The organism is Acidobacteriota bacterium (assembly GCA_040754075.1).
In the GTDB taxonomy this organism is placed as follows: Bacteria; Acidobacteriota; Blastocatellia; order UBA7656; family UBA7656; genus JBFMDH01.
Map to the genome: position 1 here is coordinate 59,522 of JBFMDH010000035.1, position 19,926 is coordinate 79,447.

The 19,926-nt window shown below is 51.2% G+C and carries 11 protein-coding genes; 5 read left to right on the plus strand and 6 right to left on the minus strand.

The annotated features are described in order from the left end of the window. Window positions 1-50 precede the first annotated feature (50 nt). Window positions 51-896 carry a response regulator gene (locus tag AB1757_26620; protein ID MEW6130633.1) on the minus strand — a complete coding sequence of 282 codons (846 nt, stop codon included), beginning with the start codon at window positions 894-896 and terminating at the stop codon, window positions 51-53. Between the two features lie 304 nt (window positions 897-1,200). Between AB1757_26620 and AB1757_26625 the strand changes: the two genes are divergently transcribed. From AB1757_26625 to ppc, 3 genes are all read left to right on the plus strand, one after another. Further along, window positions 1,201-2,313, plus strand: coding sequence for a phosphotransferase family protein (locus AB1757_26625; GenBank protein MEW6130634.1), 1,113 nt, complete (start codon window positions 1,201-1,203; stop codon window positions 2,311-2,313). A 138-nt stretch (window positions 2,314-2,451) separates the two neighbouring features. Next, complete coding sequence (locus AB1757_26630; GenBank protein MEW6130635.1) at window positions 2,452-3,165, plus strand: histidine phosphatase family protein; 714 nt, start codon at window positions 2,452-2,454, stop codon at window positions 3,163-3,165. Window positions 3,166-3,302: 137 nt separating this feature from the next. Then, window positions 3,303-6,083, plus strand: coding sequence for a phosphoenolpyruvate carboxylase (ppc, locus tag AB1757_26635; protein ID MEW6130636.1), 2,781 nt, complete (start codon window positions 3,303-3,305; stop codon window positions 6,081-6,083). 147 nt (window positions 6,084-6,230) lie between these two features. Here the strand turns inward: ppc and AB1757_26640 are convergent, their stop codons facing one another. From AB1757_26640 to AB1757_26660, 5 genes are all read right to left on the minus strand, one after another. Beyond that, entirely contained in the window at window positions 6,231-6,971 is a 741-nt protein-coding gene (locus AB1757_26640) for a hypothetical protein (protein MEW6130637.1), read from the minus strand. A gap of 146 nt (window positions 6,972-7,117) precedes the next feature. Next, window positions 7,118-7,609, minus strand: a complete 492-nt coding sequence (locus AB1757_26645) for a DUF1772 domain-containing protein (GenBank protein ID MEW6130638.1) — start codon at window positions 7,607-7,609, stop codon at window positions 7,118-7,120. A gap of 33 nt (window positions 7,610-7,642) precedes the next feature. Continuing rightward, window positions 7,643-10,852 (minus strand): PAS domain S-box protein, encoded by a 3,210-nt coding sequence (locus AB1757_26650; GenBank protein ID MEW6130639.1) that lies wholly within the window; start codon window positions 10,850-10,852, stop codon window positions 7,643-7,645. Window positions 10,853-11,162: 310 nt separating this feature from the next. Then, window positions 11,163-11,600 carry a hypothetical protein gene (locus tag AB1757_26655; protein MEW6130640.1) on the minus strand — a complete coding sequence of 146 codons (438 nt, stop codon included), beginning with the start codon at window positions 11,598-11,600 and terminating at the stop codon, window positions 11,163-11,165. 201 nt (window positions 11,601-11,801) lie between these two features. Next, window positions 11,802-14,069: a penicillin acylase family protein gene (locus AB1757_26660; GenBank protein MEW6130641.1), complete on the minus strand. Its 2,268-nt coding sequence runs from the start codon at window positions 14,067-14,069 to the stop codon at window positions 11,802-11,804. A gap of 383 nt (window positions 14,070-14,452) precedes the next feature. Between AB1757_26660 and AB1757_26665 the strand changes: the two genes are divergently transcribed. Beyond that, window positions 14,453-14,806, plus strand: a complete 354-nt coding sequence (locus AB1757_26665; GenBank protein MEW6130642.1) for a hypothetical protein — start codon at window positions 14,453-14,455, stop codon at window positions 14,804-14,806. Between the two features lie 236 nt (window positions 14,807-15,042). Further along, window positions 15,043-19,767, plus strand: a complete 4,725-nt coding sequence (locus tag AB1757_26670) for a C25 family cysteine peptidase (GenBank protein MEW6130643.1) — start codon at window positions 15,043-15,045, stop codon at window positions 19,765-19,767. Window positions 19,768-19,926: the final 159 nt, after the last annotated feature.

Sequence of the window (19,926 nt, forward strand, 5' to 3'; positions counted from 1 at the left end):
TTCCCTGAGTCCTGAATTCTGTATCCTAGCTCCTGAATCCTGTATCCTGACTATTCCTGCGCCGGGTCGATGTATTTCACGAAAATCAGTTCGTTATGCTTTTCGTTGTAGAGGAGTTCGTCGATGGTTTGCGAGGCGAGCATGATGCCGAAACCGCCCGGACGCATACCTTTTGCCAGACGTTTTTCCATGTGTTGAAAGGGATTGTCATCGGGATTGGTGATTGCCGCGTGTTCGAGTTCTTCGAGCTTGAAGCCTTCGCCGGGGTCTTGGATGGAATATAAAATGGCGCGTTTTAATTTGATGTATTTGACTTTGACCTGTTTGGTGGGGTCGAGTTTGCCGCCGTGTTCGATGGCATTATTGAGCATTTCGCGAAACACCGAACCAATCGCATCGCGGGTCTCTTTCGGCAAATCATCATGCATGCCGGATAAAACTTTTTGAATCGGTTCAACCGCATTCAAATCACAGGGCACGCGCAGTTCAATCCAATCGGGTTTGGCGGAGATGACTTCGATGTTAGTGACCACCGCGCGTTCCATCGCGCATTTGACGGAATCGCTCAATTCTTCAAGCTCGAACGGTTTGGTTAAAAAATCGCAGACCTGATTGCGCAACGCGGCAATAATGGCATTCGGGGTTCGCTGACTGGTCATCACAATCGCGCGCATATTCGGTTGCACATCGCGCGCGCAGGCGAGCAACGCCATCCCATCCAAGCCATCCATCACTACGTCGGTCAACAACACATCTACCGGTTCATGCTCAATCACTTTCAGCGCATCGTTGCCATTGGCGACTTCAATGACTTCGTAGCCTTGCGCTTCAAGAAAGGTGGAGTAGATGGTTCGGCTTGTGGCGTCGTCTTCAGCGATTAGAACCTTACCAGGCATAATTAAGTTCCCCTGCATAGCACAATGAAGTATTTACCGTTGTCCGAAAGTTATCATGCGATAAATCATAGTTTCAACCGGATGCTTGAATTTCAATCGCTCAACATCTTAATATGCCTGCTTGTTTATCAATAGCGTGATAAGTAATGAAGTGATGAGTGATGAGTGATGAGTTATGAGTTATGAGTTATGAGTGATGAGTTAGAACGATGAACTGTTGGAAAACGATGGATTGTTCTGCTCATTATTCATATTTTCAAATCTCTGTCACTCATTACTCATCACTTCCGTGAGGGAGAAAATCTTGAGCCACATTGCCGATAAAGATACTGCGCCCATCCGACAGGGCGAAGAGTTAAATAATCAGGCGTTGGAAAATTATTTGCGCGAACATTTGCCACAGGCATTAACCGGCGAGACCTTTGACGCAGATGCAGGGCTAAGCGTTCAACAATTTCCCGGCGGGCATTCCAATTTAACTTACTGGGTGAGCATGTTCGGACGCGAATTCGTTTTGCGCCGCCCGCCGTTTGGTCCGGTCGCGCCGACTGCGCACGATATGCCGCGCGAATACCGCTTGCTTGCCGCCATCAATCCGCATTTCAACCTCGCGCCGAAACCTTATCTGCTTTGCGAAGACACCGCGATTCTCGGTGTGCCGTTTTATTTGATGGAGCGCCGCGCCGGATTGGTCATTCGCCGCGATTTGCCTGATGAATTGCACGGGCAACCGGTTGCGCTTCGCCAAATCAGCGAAGCGATGATTCAAACGATGGCGCGATTGCACGCGGTTGATATTTATGCGACGGGACTGGTGAATATCGGTAAACCCGTTGGCTTTGTCACACGACAAGTGAAAGGTTGGACGGAACGCTGGCATCGCGCCAAGACCAAAGAGATTCCCGAAATCGATGCGGTTGTCGAATGGTTGCTCGATAAATTGCCGCCCGAACCAGACCCCGAAGCGGGACGACCGGCGACCCTCGTGCATAACGATTTGAAATTGGACAACGTGATGCTCGACCCCGAAGACGTTTCCAAAGTCGTCGCGGTTTTGGATTGGGAAATGTGTACGGTCGGCGACCCGCTCATTGATTTAGGCATCCTGCTTTGTTACTGGGCAGAGCGCGACGACCCGGAAGACCGCCGCGAAGCCATCAGCCCGGTCACCGTTCAAGAGGGCTGGATGACCCGCGCCGAAATCACCGAGCTTTACGCCAAACTCACCGGGCGCGATGTGTCGCGCATCGCTTTTTATGAAATCTTCGCGATATTCAAAATCGCAGTGGTCGTTCAACAAATCTATTTTCGTTATGTGCGCGGGCAAACCCACGATGAACGATTCGCGGCATTCGGCCCGCGCATCGAAGGACTTGCGAGAGCCGCGCTTGAACTGACCAAACAATCGAAACTTTAAATAAGGATTCAGGATTCAGGGTAACGATGAAGGCGGAACGATGAACGATGAACAAAAAGAATTTCACCTTGTTCATCGTTCATCGTTCCTACTTCATACTTTCCTTTTCCTGACTCCTGAATCCTGTATCCTAATTTTATGTCCAACATTTATTTCATACGCCACGCGCAGGCAGGTTCGCGCGATAATTACGACCGGCTTTCCGAACTCGGTGAGCAACAGGCAACCCTGTTAGGCAAACATTTCGCCGAGCAGGGAATCGCTTTTTCTAAAATTATTTCCGGCGCGATGCAACGCCAGCAACGCACCGCTGAACTGGTCAGCAATGAAATTGTAAAAGCCGGGCTGGCGACCACAGATGTTGTGGTTGATGCGCAATGGAATGAATTCAGCCTGCTTTCGGTGTATACCTCGTATGTCTCACGCCTGATTGAAGAGAGCGAATCCTTTGCCCGCGATTATGCGGAGATGCAGGAGATGTTGAAGCGTGACCCGCACGCCGTGCGCGGCGCTGCCGGACGTTGTGATGCCCAGGTGATTATTTCGTGGATGCAAAATCGCTATCCGGTCGAAGGCGAATCGTGGCAGGCTTTTCGTTCGCGCATTCTTTCGTGCCTGGCGAACATTCCCGATGGCGACGAGAACCAGGCGATTGCGGTGTTTACGTCGGCGACTCCGATTTCGATTATGACCGGTCATGCGCTTGAACTGACAGATGAAAAGCTGCTCAGAATTTTAGGTGTGATTGCCAATAGCAGCGTGACCGTGATGCGCAAGAGCGGCGAAGATTTGCGGCTTTTCAGTTTTAATGCAACGCCACACCTGAATGACAACAATCGCACCTATCGTTAGGCGGTTGAGGTTATGGACAGCCGATTTTTTTATTGGGAAATTTTTGAAGCTTTGATATGCCTTACATTTCCGCGCTTTTTTCGACCATCGAAAAGGTCTATTGTATTAACGAGAAGGTTTGAGCGATGGAACGCAAGATGGAAAGTAGAGAAGCGCTTTGGGAAGTTAAAGACCAATCGGCAAGGCTTGCTGAACTGGCGAGCGATGATGCCGAGTTAAAAATTGCGCCGCTTCGCCGCGATGTGCGCTCGCTTGGACGCTTGCTTGGCGAAGTTTTAAAAGAGCAGGGCGGCGATGAATTGTTTAACCGTGTCGAGCGGTTGCGAATGCTCGCCATCGAACATCGCGATTTGCAGGCAACCGGCGGAAATCACCAATCCCTCGACCTGTCTTTGAAAACTTCGCAACAGTTTATCAGGCAGCTTTCAATCGCTGAGGCTTATCGGCTGACCAAAGCTTTCTCAATCTATTTTGAACTCACCAACCTTGCCGAAACCAATCACCGCAAACGTCGGCGTCGCGCCGCTGAATTGATGCGCCATCGCGCGCCACAACCCGGAACCCTGCGCGGCACATTGCTTAGAATGCGCGACCGAGGATTGACGGCAGCGGATGCTTTACAGGCTTTGAAAGAGATTAAAATTATCCCCGTGTTTACAGCGCATCCCACGGAAGTTGCGCGACGCACCGTGCTTTTCAAACGCCAGCGCATTGCCGCGTATCTTGAAAATCTTGACCGTTTGCCGCTCACCGTAAGCGAAGCCCAGGCGTCAGCAGAAGCGATTACCGAAGAGATTACGGCGCTCTGGCAAACCGATGAAGTGCGACGCCGCAAACCGACAGTGCGCGATGAAATCAAAATGGGACTCGATTATTACCGTCGTTGTCTGATTGCGACTTTGCCGAAAGTTTATGAAGGGATTGCCGGAGATTTTCAAAAGGTTTTCGGTTGTGAAATCGCCGTGAATGAATTGCCGTCGGTGGTGTTTTTCGGGTCGTGGATTGGCGGCGACCGCGATGGCAATCCGTATGTGACCGCGCAGGCGACCAGCGACGCTCTGGCGATGGCGAGACAAACGATTCTCGATTATTACATCGCGGCAGTGAAAGAATTGATTCAGCGCCTCAGTTTATCAACCCGTCAGGTTACTGCATCGGAAAATTTGCAACAGAAAACTGCTGAACTCGCCGCGCAATTTGCCGGAGACAGTTATCTCGGTTTTCAGGCTGTGGATGAGACCTATCGCCGGTTCCTGGCAATCATTCTGCGACGGTTGCAACTGGTCATCGAAGACGCAACCGCAAAAGCGGCTTATCAAACAGCCGATGCATTCGCGGCTGATTTACAAGTTGTGCGTGAAAGTCTCGCCCAACATCGAGGCGAACGTCTGGCGCGTCGGTTGATTGACCCGCTGCTCAGACAAATCGAAACCTTCGGGTTTTATCTGCACACCCTCGATATTCGGCAACACGCAAATATTCATGAGCAGGCGCTTGCTGAGCTTGCGCGCGGCGCGCAAATCAGCGGGCAAATCTCAGAGCTTCCTGAATTGCCTTCGCCGGAAACCGCTGAACTATTGAACGATTTGCGACAAATCGCCGAGTTGAAACGCACCTGTCCGCCGCAAGCGATTGGTCAGTATGTTATCAGCGGCACACGTTCTGCCGAAGATATTTTGTCAATCATCTGGCTTGCCGAAATGAATGGCGTGAGCGTTGCTGCGCGTCCCGAAACGGGCGACCCAGGGTTGATGCCGGTGCCGCTATTTGAATCCATCGAAGACCTGCGCAATTGTGTCGAGATTTGTCGCACTGTCTGGACAAGAAAAGATTACAGCCGTTTGCTCGATAGCTGGGGACGCGAGCAGGAGGTGATGCTCGGTTATTCGGATTCCAATAAAGACGGCGGGATGCTCACCAGCGCCTGGGAAATTTACAAAGCGCATCGTGCATTGCACCAGTTGGCGGATGAATGCCAGGTGCGCTTGCGGCTCTTTCACGGGCGTGGCGGAACCGTCGGGCGCGGCGGCGGACCCACGCATCGCGCCATTACTTCACAACCCGACGGCGCGTTCACAGGACAGATGCGCATCACAGAGCAGGGCGAAGTGATGAACTGGAAATATGCGGATGCGGTTTTAGCCGAGCGTAATCTGGAACTTATGATTGCCGCGTCGCTCGATGTGCTCACCCGCAAGCCGCAAACCGATGCGGCGATGCAAGCCGATTGCGAAGCCGCGATGGAAAACCTGTCGCAGGATGCGTTCCGGTTTTATCGCGAAAAAATTGTCGAAAATCCTGAAGTTTTAGCCTATTTCGAGCAGGCGACACCGGTCTTGGAATTCGAGCAGGCGAAAATCGGTTCGCGCCCCGCAAGGCGCAGCGGCGGTCATCGCATCGAAGATTTGCGGGCGATTCCCTGGGTCTTCGGCTGGATGCAAAGTCGCCATGTGTTGCCCGCGTGGTTTGGTGTAGGTTTCGCGCTTGAGCGATTCGTCGGGCAGGGAAACGATCATGAAAACTTTTTGAAGCGCATGATGCGCGAGTTTTTTTTGTTTCAGGATTTGATTGGCAACACCGAGATGGGACTTGCGAAAGCCGATTTAACCATCGCGCGGTTGTATGCCGAACTGGTGAGCGACGCGCGTATCCGCGAATCGGTTTTTGCTTTGATTGAAGAGGAATTTCATCGGACGTGCAGCGCGGTTTTGCGCATCACCGGACAACAACGCATATTTGAGAATAATGAAATGCTGGCGCGTTCCATACGTCGTCGCAATCCCTATGTTGACCCGATGAGTTTGATTCAGATTGATTTGCTCAGGCGCAAACGCGCCGGTGAGGTAAGTGACGAATTAAATTATGCGCTTGCCGCAACCATTAACGGCATCGCCGCAGGGCTTCGCAATACCGGTTGATTGCAAATCAGGGAATGCCGTTGGCGCTATCCCTCGCAAAAATATTTCTCCCCCTGTTGCGAAGCGGTCTCTCATCGCGCTCTAACAATTCGCGATGAGAGACCGCTTCGCAATGAAATGAAAATGATTGGGATGGTTGTTAAACAATCATTTCGCATTCAGCGAAGTGAGTCGCGCCTGAAGTCGTCCGCCTTCGTGACAGGTTAAACAGGTGATGGTGCCGTTTGCAGCCGCTTTTGGATTGGCTTTCCATTGTTTGGCAATCGGCGCATAAGGCGTGCCCGCCATCAGGGTTTCGATTTTATCGAGGTACATCGCCAACTCTTCCGCGCGACCCGTGCGCGCGGCAGATTGCGCGAGTCCGCCCAGCAATTCGCCGCGAATATGTACAGGCAATTTATCAACGATAGCCGCTTGTTGTTTCCAGAGCACAGCGAAATTCGCATAAGCCTCTTCCCACGCCGCTGCGCGCAATTCTTTCGGCAAACGGTCAGCAAAGACGACGAACGACCCGCCGGTTACCGCCGATGCGCCGCCATCATTACCCGTTTTGGCTTGCGAAAAATAATCAAGCGACTGATGGTATAACTTTTGAAATTCAGCCTGGTTTTTATTCTCATAAGCCCGCACCGCGCGATACAGGGTCGCGCCGCCTTTCCATGCCAACAAGCTGGATTTTTCTTTCGGGCGATTTTCCAGTAACCAGTCGATATTCTTTTCGCCTCTGGTGAAGCGTTGCAAATTATCTTCTAAAAAACCTGAAAAAATATCCTCGCGAACCAGCGTGTGAATCGTCAGACGAGTGTCTTTTAAAGGCGGTTCAAGGGATTGGGCGATGGCGACAGTGACAAAAAACACTACACAAAACAGCTTAATTAAAGACCGCATGATCGGTGCCTCCTGAGTATTGAATTTTGCGTCGAAAAAGTTTATCGGCATAGGCTGCAAAGCCCAATGCCGTTTGGTTTCAGGTTGGCTTACGAAATCGGTTTTGGATTTGTTGCCTGATTATTTTTGCGATTGAAACCCCGCTTTCAATAATAATCAGAGCGCACATGGTCGGGGGTATCTTTGAGGACGGAAATGATGAGCGCCATCAACCCCAGAAGTTGCAGTCCGAAACCGATTGCATGTCCATATTCCCAACGTTCGCGCAGTGTCATATAAAGCGCAGGCACAGAATCGGCTGAAGATTGCAACGCCTGAGCGATTTGATTGTTGACCGGTTGAACGATGGCTAACCAACTGACAAACCACAAAACAAAAAACATGAATGCCGCCAGTGTCCAGCGAAAGCTGCGGCGATGGTTGCGTAAGATGAGCGTTAGAATTCCCAAAGACAGTATCGCGCCAATCGCGTAACTTCCTCCGATGATGGCGAAGTATTTATACAGACTGGTATTGACCGCAGCATAAAACTCGGCGTCATACTGCATTTTTTGCGGCAACTCCAAAACGTGCGCAGAGGTCATGGTTAAAGCGAGCGCCGTAAAAAGTAAGGATAACAACCGCCACAATCTGAGCACTGCATTGCTTAACCTTTCAATAAAATCGCTCCGTCAACTGACTGTTATTTCGAGCGGTTCGGTGAGGTTGGTAATCGCCGTGATTAATTCGCCGACTTCAACCGGTTTGGGAACAAACATATTAAAACCGGCAGAAAGCGCGCGCAGGCGATCTTCTAAACGGACATAGGCGGTTAAAGCCACCGCCGGAACCTTGCGTTGATTTTCATCTTCTGAGGTTCGCAATTTATTAATCAGGGAATAACCGTCTTCGCCGGGCATTGCCAGATCGGAAACCACCACATGGGGATGAAAATGTTTGAGGATTTCCAGCGCTTCACTGGCAGAACTGGCGGTTTGTACATTGGCGCCATGGTCGGCTAAAACAATTTTCAACAGGTGCAAGGTATCGGCATCATCATCAACCAAGAGGATTTTCAACGGCGCGATTGACGGATAAGCATTGGGGGCAGATGGGAGTTCTTGATAGACCATATAACTGCCGGAATTGCGCTTTGAACTGCTTGGACGTTCCTGACTGCTTGCCGGGAGTTTGATGGTAAATGTCGCCCCTTGTCCTTCTCCGGCGCTATCTGCCCGAACCGTGCCGCCGTGAATTTCGATGAGATGGCGGACAATTGCCAAGCCCAGTCCCAGTCCGCCATGGGCGCGCGTACTGGTGCCATCGGATTGGCGAAAGCGGTCAAAGATAAAGGGCAGAAAATCCGGCTGGATACCTTGACCGCTATCGCTCACGGTAATTTGAATTTCAGAGCCGATGCGGTCTAAACAGACTTCGACGCGCCCGCCCGCAGGGGTAAATTTAATAGCGTTGGAAAGCAGATTCCAAATGACCTGTTGCAAACGACTGGCATCTCCTGAAAGATGTCGCGCCTGTGGGCTGATGCGGACTTCGAGTTGAATGCCTTTGGAATCGGCAGCCAGTTGCACTGCATCAATCGCTTCATTGATCACCGTTGCCAAATCAACCGCCCCGATATTCAAACGCAGTTTACCGGTGATGATGCGCGAAACATCCAGTATGTCTTCAACCAGTCGCGCCTGCGCCCAGGCATTGCGTTCGATGGTCTCCAGCGCCCTGGTTTTCCCCGCTTCATTCAACCGGTCGTTGCGCAGCATATGCGTCCAGCCGATGATGGCATTGAGCGGCGTTCGCAGTTCATGAGAAACCGTAGCCAGAAACACATCCTTCAACTGGCTTGCCTCTTCGGCGCGGATGCGCGCTTCCTGTTCACGCGCTAAAGCCGTGCGGCGTTGTTCTTCGGCGCGTTGAATTTCTCCGTAAGCAAGGGCATTTTGAATGGCAACGGCTGCCGATTGCGCCACCGCCATCAACTGTTGCAGGTCGCTTTCGGTAAATTCCGAACCATCGCGTTTATTATGAATTTCAAAAAATCCCAGAATCTCTTTGTGCGCATTCATAATCGGCGCAGAGATTGCCTGGCGCACATCAAAGCGCACGCACAACTCGCGAATAATTTGCAGGTCATTCAATGCATCATTGGTCAGATAAGGCTTTTTATGAACGATGAGCCAACCCGGCAACCCATGCATCGCGGGCCAGCAATATTCAAGCGCCACCCATTGACCTTGATGAAAATATTTCTGACAGGTCAGCCCGGCGGGTGTATAGAGTCCTGCCACGCCGCTTTCGGCGCGCACCAGTTTGGCGGCTTCAACCACCAGCACCTCAAGCAGGGAATTAATCTCCAGTGTCGAATTCAATTTTTCGCTGATGCGCATCAATAAGCCGATGGTCTCTTCAGCCTGTTTGCGCGCCGTTATATCACGGGCGATTTTTGAAGCGGCGATGATTTTGCCACGGCGGTCTTTTACGGGGGAAACCGTAAGCGAGATATTGATGAGTCGTCCATCTTTGCGGATTCGCACGGTTTCATAATGGTCAATGCGTTCTTCGCGTTTGATGCGTTCAAGGATAGCTGGCTCTTCATCGATTCGATCCGGGGGAATCAACATACTGATGGGTTTGCCGATGACTTCTTCGGCGGTATAGCCGAATATTCTGACGGCGCTTTGATTCCAGGAAAGGATGATGCCGTCAAGGGTTTTACTGATAATCGCATCATCCGACGATTCGACAATGGCAGCCAGATGGGAACTGAGGTTTTCGACCTGTTGTTGTCTGGTGATGTCGTGGATGGTGAATTGCAGGACGCGCGGATTGTCCGTTTCAAAAAAACTGCTGAAAATCTCCAACTCCAAACGGCTTTTATCTCCGGGTGAAATGAGCGAATACTCATAATGAGCGGTACGGTTTTTCGACACTTCAAAGAGCAGATGGTTATAGGCATCGGGATTATCGATGATGCCGATTGCCCACAAGGTTTTGCCGATTAACTCCTCTCGCGAAAGCCCCATCAGGTTGCTGAAAAACGGGTTGGCATCGAGGATTTTTCCGGTTTGCGCCTCGACAAAGACCTTGCCCTCCTGTGACATTTCAAAAAATTTGCGAAAACGGTTCTCTGTGGCATGGAGCCGTTTTTCGATGGCTTGACGCTGGGCGGTTTCGGCAGTGAGCGAGAGGGCTTTTTGCTGTAGTTGAATAATTGAAAGCAATCGCTCCTGATGATCGGGCAGGGTGCTGTAACTTTCCGCCGGAATGATCAGGGAATGTTCGCCACAAATTCGCATAAGCGATTCGCCTAGCAGGTCATGACCAAAGCCGCTAAGCGGATAGGCGCAAAACAGCGTAAACGTCTGGGCATTTCGCAAATTGTTCCAGAGCGCCTCCAGAGCCAACGCCGCCGGATGATTGCCTTCATTACACAAGGTCGCGACCATATCGCCAAAGACCCGCGCGTGGCGGTTACCGGTTGAGGCTTTTGTTATCAAGCTTCCGAAAATTTCAGTAAAGCGAAGGGGGTCGGGCGCGCCATTCACCATAAATCCTGAAAGCGCCTCAACCACATCGACAGGGAAATAGCGACCACTTGCCATCAGACTTTTTAAATCATATCCGGTGGCTTTCAGGGTTTCTTCCAAGGCATCAAGCCGGTTTTTATTGGTGATGATGATACAGCTTTCATCGGCATTGATTCCGGCGCTGATGAAACCGCTCAGCGAATTCAACAAGAACCGGTCGGATTCGTAAAACTGTACGAAATGATCGGTGTCGCGCATCATCCGCCAGTCGATTTGCGGAACAACATTTTGTAAGCGCAACTCGTCATTGGGATGGGGAGGTTGATGCTGGAAGGTTTGCCCTGGATTTCCTTTTTTCATTAACCGAACCTGCAAATGAAATCAGGCGTGTGTTCGGGTCTGATGAAACACATTAGGGGAAACGCCATTAGACTGTGATACTGACCGTTATGAATGTTGGCAAAGATTAATTGAAGCTCGAATGTATCACCAAAAACTCATTTTATACTTCGAGTTAAGAAACGCAAAGCGCGGAATTCCATCCGATGGATTCGGTTGAGAAGTTGCCTGTTTAATATCTTTGCCTTCGCAGGATGTATTCACCCGCCAATTAAATCCATCCGGGTGTTTTCCGGTAACGAACTGAAAAGCCGTTAGCGCCTGAAACGATCTATTTTTTCTCGCGAGTGAGATTGAACGTGCCGGTCACGAAAGCGTTGGTGAAAAAGCCGACGAACTCTTTGTCATTGGCGCGACCAATCCAATCATAAATGCCGCCGTCTTGTGCGCCGAGGTCTGTGGTGCCTTTGAATAAAACGACTTTGCCGATTTGTCGCCCTTCCATTTTGATTTGATATTTATAAGGGCGTCCGCAATCGCCTTCAAAGGTGGCTTCCCATACGCCGTCTTTATTGGTGATGGTGCAGGTCAATTTTTTGCATAACTCTTTTTCCGACCCGCTGCCTTTCGATGGATTATAAGCCGACCACACGCCCGTCCATTGACCTGTAATATCGGGCGCGGCATTTTGGGTTTGCGAACTTTGCGCCAAGCTAATGCTGATGATGAAAATTAAAGAAAGCGATGCAAAGGCAATTCGATTGAGCATGAAGGTTCTCCTTTAAAGATGCCTGAAAAGATAGCGCAAGTTATTGGCGATCTGAAAAAATCGCGCAAGTTATCACTATACCTGAATTTTGCTTACCCCATTTTGCATCTCAGGGTGCGGGTTTTTTATGAAGGCGACAGAAAAAACGGTAAAGAAACCAATCAATTCAACCCTTCACCGTTTTATTCTGCAAGTCTAACCTTATGCGCCTTTTTTCATCGCGGCTTTTTCGCCGGGGCGATAGATGCGCTTCGCGTTCGCTTTAATCTCTTCCAAGGTAAACCACGCGGGTTTGAATTCGCGTTTGGCATAGAGTTCACACTGGTCGAAATAGTTTGGCGAATTGGGGTCGGCGCTCTGGCTCATCACCAGCGTCGTTCGCGCCTGCACCTTCGGCGCGAATTCAACCACACCGACAAACGAAGTACCGGCTACGCCATAGTTGCGTTTATTGCCCGCTTCGGGTCGCGCATAGAAATTATTCACTACGCCAAGCCAACCCGGCGCGCCTTCAACCGGCAAACTCTTTTTCCCGTCACTGAATTTTTCCAACTCGCCGCCCGATTGAATCTTCTGCAAACGATTGATGTCACCCCAAGCCACCTGCCAGGTTCCCCAGTTGGCTTCGAGTTCTTTCAAGGTGTCTTCCAACAATTTAATCCGCGTCCATTCATCGCGGCTGCCGCGATAGTTGGCGTTTTTATAAAACCAGTTGGCAAACACCGTCATGGCTTTTGAATCGACGGTGCTCACGTGATTCCACGATTTCAATTCGGCAATCGCATCATTTAACTTTGTAGCGCGGGCGCTATCCGTACCCTTCAATTTTTCCCAATCGGCAATCAGGTCGGGAATGTGGGTTTCCGATTCGATGATGTAAGTATCCCAACCGGCTTTCGCCCAATTCTCAAAAGTGAATTTTTCGGTCTTCGATAAAATGCGGCGCGAAATGCGCGCCCGTCCATTGTCCTGTTCGCGGGTCATGTATTCGGGAAAACGCACGGTTTCGGGGTTGCCTTCGGTGGTGGTGGTAAACGGCGTCTGATTGCAATTCTGCACGAAGCCAGTGCGCGGGTTCAGCATCTGCGGCAATTCGTCGAAGCTATGAAAGCCCTGCCATTCGGTTTCGGGGTTGCTGCCGTCAACCGGTTTTTTCCAGTCGAATTTTTGCGCGCGACGCGGAACCGCGCCATTGTAGACATAAAAGATATTGCCACGGCTATCGGCTGCCACGGCGTTGAACATCGGCACGTGACAACGCGACATGATTTTTTTGAATTCATCAACGGTTCGCGCATGACCCATATCGAACCATTGCTCGACCATGCCGCCTTCAACGAAGCGCGACATCTTCAACGCCATCGGCACGCCATTGCGCACGGCAACAATCGGCCCGTGATGAGTTTTGCGAAACTTGAATGATTTGCTGACGAGGGCATCGCCGTTTTTAATTTTGATGGTGTCCGTCCATTCGCTAGCGGTTTTGTAACCGTCACCATAACGATAATTCAAAGGGTTTTTCGCATCATCGAATTTTTCGGCGTAGACATCGGCAATATCCGGGTCGTTGACCGTGTGGCTCCAACCGAGCGTGTCGTTATGCCCGATGGTCGGGAATCCCGAACCGTAAAACGAAGCGCCGCTCATATTCCAACCCGTCGCGCTATGCACGTGACCTTCGTACCACTGCCCGACGCCAAAAAATGGTTGATGCGGATTGATGAACAGCATGGCGTTGCCGGTGGCGCTTTTGGCGGGCGTAATCGCCCACATATTCGAGCCAATCATTGGTTCAAGCTGGCTGGCTTCTTCATCTGCGGCAAGGCTCAGTTCGCCTGTCGAACCCGAAGAGGTCATCGGCGCATCGGTTTCGGCATTGCGTACGGCGGTTTTAATTTCATCAGCGCGCAGTCCCGATTTTCCGAAAATGAATTGTTGATAGAGCGCGTAGCGATTGAAGGCAAAGCCCATCCACGGTTCAAATTCGCTGATGAGTCGCGGTTTGACTTGCGGATTGGTCGCCAGGAAATAATTCAAGCCATCGGTCATCGCCTGCGCTACCGCCTTGGCTTTCGGGCTGGAACGCGCATATTCCTCTTTTGCCAGTTTGACGATTTCCAGCGCGTGATTCATCAAATCGTCGGGCAGTTTGCTTTCGCCATACACTTCAGCGGCGCGACCGAGTGAGCGAATATAGTTGTCTTCGATTTGCCAGAAATTATCTTCGGCTTGGGCGTAAATGTAGCCGAAAATACAACTCGTATCGGTTGCCGCATAGACGTGCGGCACGCCATAGGTGTCGCGATAAATCGTAATGCCCTGAGCAAGCTGTTTCAGCCGCGCAGCATTTGCCGATGCGGTTTTAGTCGGCGGATTTGTCGCAAATACCTGCGAGTTTGCAGCGACCAAGGCAAAAATCAACAGCGCCAGCCCGATGGCTCTGGTTTGGCGATTCGTGAGAAAGCGCATGAGAGAAGCCTCCTTAGATTTTGGATTCGTAAGATGATTGCAGATGAATGAGCGAGGCGAATTGTACAACCGGCAACTTGCGAAAGTCTAGCAACCGGCAAAATCCCTGGTTTGTCGCCATCCTGAAAGCGGTCATGAATCATGCGTCACCAACCATTTCGTTAAAACGGATAAAAGACGGGCGGCAAGGGTAAGTGGGAAAAGTGTAGATTCAGGGTTGTCGTTTAAGTGGTATTGCAATTACTATTCGGAAATCACCGGCATCACTGACAATCGCAGGCACAAAAAAGTTGAATCCCCCTCTGTCGAAATCGGGAAGCGCGCTTCTCTTTGGTACAGCCTCGGTTCGCTAGGTGGCTATCCTGATTGTTTAGGAGAGTGAAATGGATAAAATTATCCTGCCATCAATTACCCAGCTTGCAGGGCAATTACCAATTCTGCTTGCCTATTTGATTGGGATGATTTTGGCTATGGTGTTCTGGCGGCGTTATCGCGCGGCTTGCCGTCTGACGTTGATTGCGACCAGCCTGCTTTTGCTGACCTCGATAATTTTTCCATTCATCTTTCAGTATCTCAATTATGTTCGGGTTGAACGGGGATGGGATTATAGTAAGATGAGTTTGATTTTATTCATGGTTAATTTGCTCAGCAGTTTATTGCGCGCCGCCGGAATCGGGTTGTTGCTGGCAGCGGTGTTTGTCCAACGCAGGGTTGATACAAAGGTCGAGCAGGGTTAATTGTCCGGTGTCTTTCTTAGCTCCAACAAAAGACAAAATATTCACGACAGGCTTGGATTAATCGGCTTTTGCCTCAAATCGACTGCCCCAATCGCTTGCCTCTCAATTTCGCTTTGTATTGGGCGCGCAAGTTGATTTATCGTCATGCCACATTCGGCAAAGTAGCAGGATGTAAGGTTAAGCCCCTCTATTAATACCCCTCTCAATGGTTCATTAGCGTGAAAGGCAGAGTTGCCATGAAAAAGACTCGTATTGCCGTCCTGGTCTCCTTCATCGTGTTGGGTGCGTCTATGGTGGTCATCGCCTCGGTTGCAGGCGAGGCAATGAGCAGTCCCGTATTCCCGGCATCGCATTCATCAGTCACCATGAATTCGCAAGGTTCAATCACAAACCACACAGATGACCTCAGCAACTCCCGGCGCAACCGCCCCTCGTCTTTGCGAGGGTTCAGGCAAGCGGAAATCAACGATGCCCACTTCTTCAAGTCTACGCTGTTTAATCACACGTCAGAATTTTTCCAAAGCCTTACAACTCCAACTTCTCTTCAGACGATTGCCTGCGGGCAAACCATTTCGGCATCGATTAGCGCAAGCGGTGAGCAGGATTTGTACACCTTCAGTGGCAATCAAGGTGAAGCGGTCAACATCGCGGCGATTGCCACATCGGGCGATTTGTGCGTGCGCATCGAACTCTACGACCCCTCAAGCACTGCCATTGCGGTGAATCTATTTGGCATTTGCAACCTGAATACCGGCAGTGTGGTGTTGCCAGCGACCGGCACCTATACGATTCTCATCCGCGATATGAATTCCACGCGCACCGGTAATTACAATATCAATTTGCAATTCACCACCGGCAGTTGTGCGGCTGCCATCACCTGCGGGCAAACTGTTGGCGGCAGCATCGATGCAATTGTCGAACAGGATGCTTATAGCTTCAGCGGCAATCAAGGCGAAGCGGTCAATATCGTAGCCCTTGCCGCATCCGGCAATTTATGCGCTCGCATTGAACTCTACGACCCCGCAGGTACGGCGCTGGCGGTGAATTTATTCGGCGGTTGCAATTCGAGCACCGGCAGTGTGGTGCTGCCCGCGAATGGCACGTACACGATCATAATCCGGGATGTGAGTTTCGTTGGGACGGGCAGTTACAACCTCAGTGTGCAATTCACCACCGGCAGATGTGCGACGGCGATAGCCTGCGGGCAGACCATCAGCGCCAGCCTTGATGCAATTGTTGAGCAGGACGCTTACACTTTCAGCGGCAATCAGGGCGAAGCGGTCAACATCGCGGCGATTGCGACATCGGGGACGCATTGCCCGCGCATCGAGTTGTTCAATCCTGCGGGCACTTCGATAGCGGTGAATCTGTTCGGCGGGTGCAACTCGAATACCGGCAGCGTGGTGTTGCCGATGAGCGGCACCTATACGATTGTGGTGCGCGATGTGAATTTGAATCGCACCGGTAACTACAATATCAATCTCCAATTCACCACCGGACGTTGCGCGACGCCGATGGGATGTGGTCAAACAATCACCGCCAATATCGGAGCCACCGCCGAGCAGGATGCTTATTCATTCAATGGCAATCAAGGCGAAACCATCAACATCGTTGCCGTAGCTTCCGCAGGGCAGTTGTGCGCGCAAATAGAATTATATAATCCGTCAGGCGCGCTCATTGCCATCAATCTTTATGGCGGCTGCAACTCAACTACCGATAGTTTGATTTTGCCCGCGAATGGCACGTACACGATCATAATCCGGGATGTGAGTTTCGTTGGGACGGGCAGTTACAACCTCAGTGTGCAATTCACCACCGGCAGATGTGCGACGGCGATAGCCTGCGGGCAGACCATCAGCGCCAGCCTTGATGCAATTGTTGAGCAGGACGCTTACACTTTCAGCGGCAATCAGGGCGAAGCGGTCAACATCGCGGCGATTGCGACATCGGGGACGCATTGCCCGCGCATCGAGTTGTTCAATCCTGCGGGCACTTCGATAGCGGTGAATCTGTTCGGCGGGTGCAACTCGAATACCGGCAGCGTGGTGTTGCCGATGAGCGGCACCTATACGATTGTGGTGCGCGATGTGAATTTGAATCGCACCGGTAACTACAATATCAATCTCCAATTCACCACCGGAAAATGTGCCGCTCCGATTGATTGCGCAGAAACCAAAAGCGGTAACATTGCAGCAACCGCCGAGCAGGATACTTATACATTTTGTGGGGCGGCAGGCGGTTCAGTGCAAATTGCCGCGGTTGCCACCTCAGGCACGCAATGCGCCCGCATCGAGTTGTACAATCCTTTGGGCGGACTTGTCGCCATCAATGGATTTGGCGGGTGCAATTCAAATACCGCGAACCTTACCTTGTCATCAACCGGCACCTATACCATTCTCATACGCGACCTGACACTCACAGCTACCGGGGCATATGACGTGACGCTTTCCTGTTCGGGCGTCACCTGCGCGACAGCCGTAACCCTCTCTCAATTTAGCGCAACCGGATATGATGATGGGGTTTTACTGGAGTGGCAGACCGGTTATGAAGTCGATAACCTCGGCTTCAATCTCTATCGGGAAACCGCTGGCAGGCGCGAGTTGGTCAATCGACGGTTAGTCGCAGGATCGGCTCTGGTAGCCGGTTCCGGGGTTTCCATTCAAGCCGGACAAGCTTATTCATGGTGGGACGCGACAGCTTGCGAATCAGGGATTGCGGATTGTCAGGACACGCGCTACTGGTTGGAAGACATAGACCTCAATGGCGGCAGCGCCTGGCACGGACCTTACTCTTTGAAATATGTCGGTGGCAAAGTGCCATCACGCAGCGATTCACCGATGCTTGGTCGCGCAGGCGATTCACAAACCGGATTGACGTTGCCGGTTGAGCGGGCAACTTTGCCGCAGTTGAGCAAGCCCGAACAACTCACGTGGCAATCCAACCTTTCGCAACAAGCCGCAGTGAAATTGTGGGTGAAGCGGGAAGGCTTTTACCGCGTAACCGCCGCAGAGCTTGCCGCAGCCGGATTTGAGCTGAAAGCCGATGCGCGCTACCTGCAACTCTATGCCGACGGGCGGCAAATTCCCATCAATGTCGTCAACGATAAAGAGGGACGGTTGTCTGCCATAGAATTTTATGGCAGCGGATTAAATACCGTTTACACCGACCAGCGGGTTTACTGGCTGGTTGCAGGCGCGCAACCGGGGCTTCGCATCGCGCAAGTGAAAAGCGCCGGTTATCCGACAATCGCGCAAAGTTTTCTCTACACGGTTGAACGCCGTGACCGGGCGATTTATTTTGCGGCGCTACGCAATGGCGAGGAGGACAATTTCTTCGGGCAGGTGATTGCCTCGTCATTTGTAGAGCAATCACTCACGCTGCAAAATGTCGAGCAAGCCGCAAGCGGTGAAGCGACCCTCGAAGTTGCGCTGCAAGGCGTCACCACATTGGCGCATAAAGTATGGGTCTATCTCAACGGCGCATTTGCCGGTGAAATATCATTCGATGGACAGGCGAAAGCGATTTCAAAATTCACGATTGCGCAATCGCTTTTAAAAGAAGGTGACAATCAAGTGAGATTCATCGCGCAAGCCGGTCTGACGGACATCAGCCTGGTTGATTACATCAGATTGAGCTACTGGCACGATTTCATGGCGGACCAAAACGCGCTGCAATTTACCGCCGCCGCAAATCAGGAAGTGACGATAAACGGATTCACCAGCGGCGCGATTCGCCTACTTGATGTGACTGACCCGAACGCGCCGCAGGAAATCAGCGGAAAGGTTGAAGCGCAGGCTGAAGGCTATGCGGTTCGTGTTGCCGCGCCCGGCGCAGGGGAGAGAAGATTGCTCGCGATAGCGAATGAGTTGGCGAGTAAACCTGCGAAAATTGCTGCCAATCAACCGTCAAGATGGCGGTCAGGCACACACGCGGCAGACCTCTTGATTATTGCGCCGGGAAATTTCTTTTCGGCTATCGAACCGTTGCGAACTCTTCGCAGCGCGCAAGGGTTGAAAGTAGAACTGGCGGATGTTGAAGACCTCTATGATGAATTCAACTTTGGCAATAAGTCACCGCAGGCGCTGAAAGATTTTCTTAAAGTTGCCAAATCAAGCTGGAAGATCAAGCCGCGATACCTGTTGCTGGTTGGCGATGCGAGTTACGATGCCAGGAATTATCTGGGGTTGGGTGACTGGGATATTGTCCTGACGAAACTGCTAGACACACAGATGATGGAAACCGCTTCCGACGACTGGCTGGCAGATTTTGATGGTGATGGCATCGCTGAATTGGCTATCGGACGGTTGCCGGCGCGAACGCCTGAAGAAGCCGCGGCAATGGTGAAAAAAATTATCAACTATGAAAACGCCAACCCCATCGCCTCAATGTTGCTGGTGGCGGATGTCAACAACGGCTTCGATTTTGAAAGGGCAGCCACCGAATTGCGAGCATTGATTCCCGCAAGTCTGCGGGTCGAACAGCTCAATCGAGGACAACTGGATGCCGCAACTGCAAAGAACCTGTTAAGGGATGCGATAGCCCGTGGGCAGAAGGTCATCAATTACACCGGACACGGTTCAATGAATGCCTGGAACGGCAGTTTGCTGACCAGCGCAGAGGCGCGAGGCTTGACGAACTCAGAGAAGTTGCCGCTGTTTATAATGATGACCTGTTTGAATGGTTACTTTCATGACCCGACAACCGATTCGCTGGCGGAATCATTGATGAAAGCGCAACACGGAGGAGCCATTGCCGTGTGGACTTCAACCGGTTTGACGACGCTCGCGCAACAATCGGTGATGAACCAACAACTCTATCAGTTATTGTTTACAACCGGAAAAATACAGAGCAACGCGCTGACCCTGGGCGAAGCTATTTTAAAAGCGAAATCAGCCGTGAGCGATGTCGATATTCGCAGAACCTGGATACTCCTTGGCGATCCCACGATGCGGCTCAAATAAATTATTGAGCGGTCAAGGTCGGCACTTATCGCCTGAGTCATGCCCAGTGAAAAAGAGAGCCTCCTTGTGATAAGAATGCGTTGACTAAAAACCATTCCCAACAAGGAGGCTCAGGATGCGTCTAAAACGCCTAGAGAAGTTTACTGCATCTATGACTAA

Excerpts from the sequence above, each read along its gene's own strand:
- AB1757_26620 (MEW6130633.1), bottom strand. The coding sequence starts at position 896 with ATGCCTGGTAAGGTTCTAATCGCTGAAGACGACGCCACAAGCCGAACC.
- AB1757_26630 (MEW6130635.1), top strand. The coding sequence starts at position 2,452 with ATGTCCAACATTTATTTCATACGCCACGCGCAGGCAGGTTCGCGCGAT.
- ppc (MEW6130636.1), top strand. The coding sequence starts at position 3,303 with ATGGAAAGTAGAGAAGCGCTTTGGGAAGTTAAAGACCAATCGGCAAGG.
- AB1757_26640 (MEW6130637.1), bottom strand. The coding sequence starts at position 6,971 with ATGCGGTCTTTAATTAAGCTGTTTTGTGTAGTGTTTTTTGTCACTGTC.
- AB1757_26650 (MEW6130639.1), bottom strand. The coding sequence starts at position 10,852 with ATGAAAAAAGGAAATCCAGGGCAAACCTTCCAGCATCAACCTCCCCAT.
- AB1757_26655 (MEW6130640.1), bottom strand. The coding sequence starts at position 11,600 with ATGCTCAATCGAATTGCCTTTGCATCGCTTTCTTTAATTTTCATCATC.
- AB1757_26660 (MEW6130641.1), bottom strand. The coding sequence starts at position 14,069 with ATGCGCTTTCTCACGAATCGCCAAACCAGAGCCATCGGGCTGGCGCTG.
- AB1757_26665 (MEW6130642.1), top strand. The coding sequence starts at position 14,453 with ATGGATAAAATTATCCTGCCATCAATTACCCAGCTTGCAGGGCAATTA.
- AB1757_26670 (MEW6130643.1), top strand. The coding sequence starts at position 15,043 with ATGAAAAAGACTCGTATTGCCGTCCTGGTCTCCTTCATCGTGTTGGGT.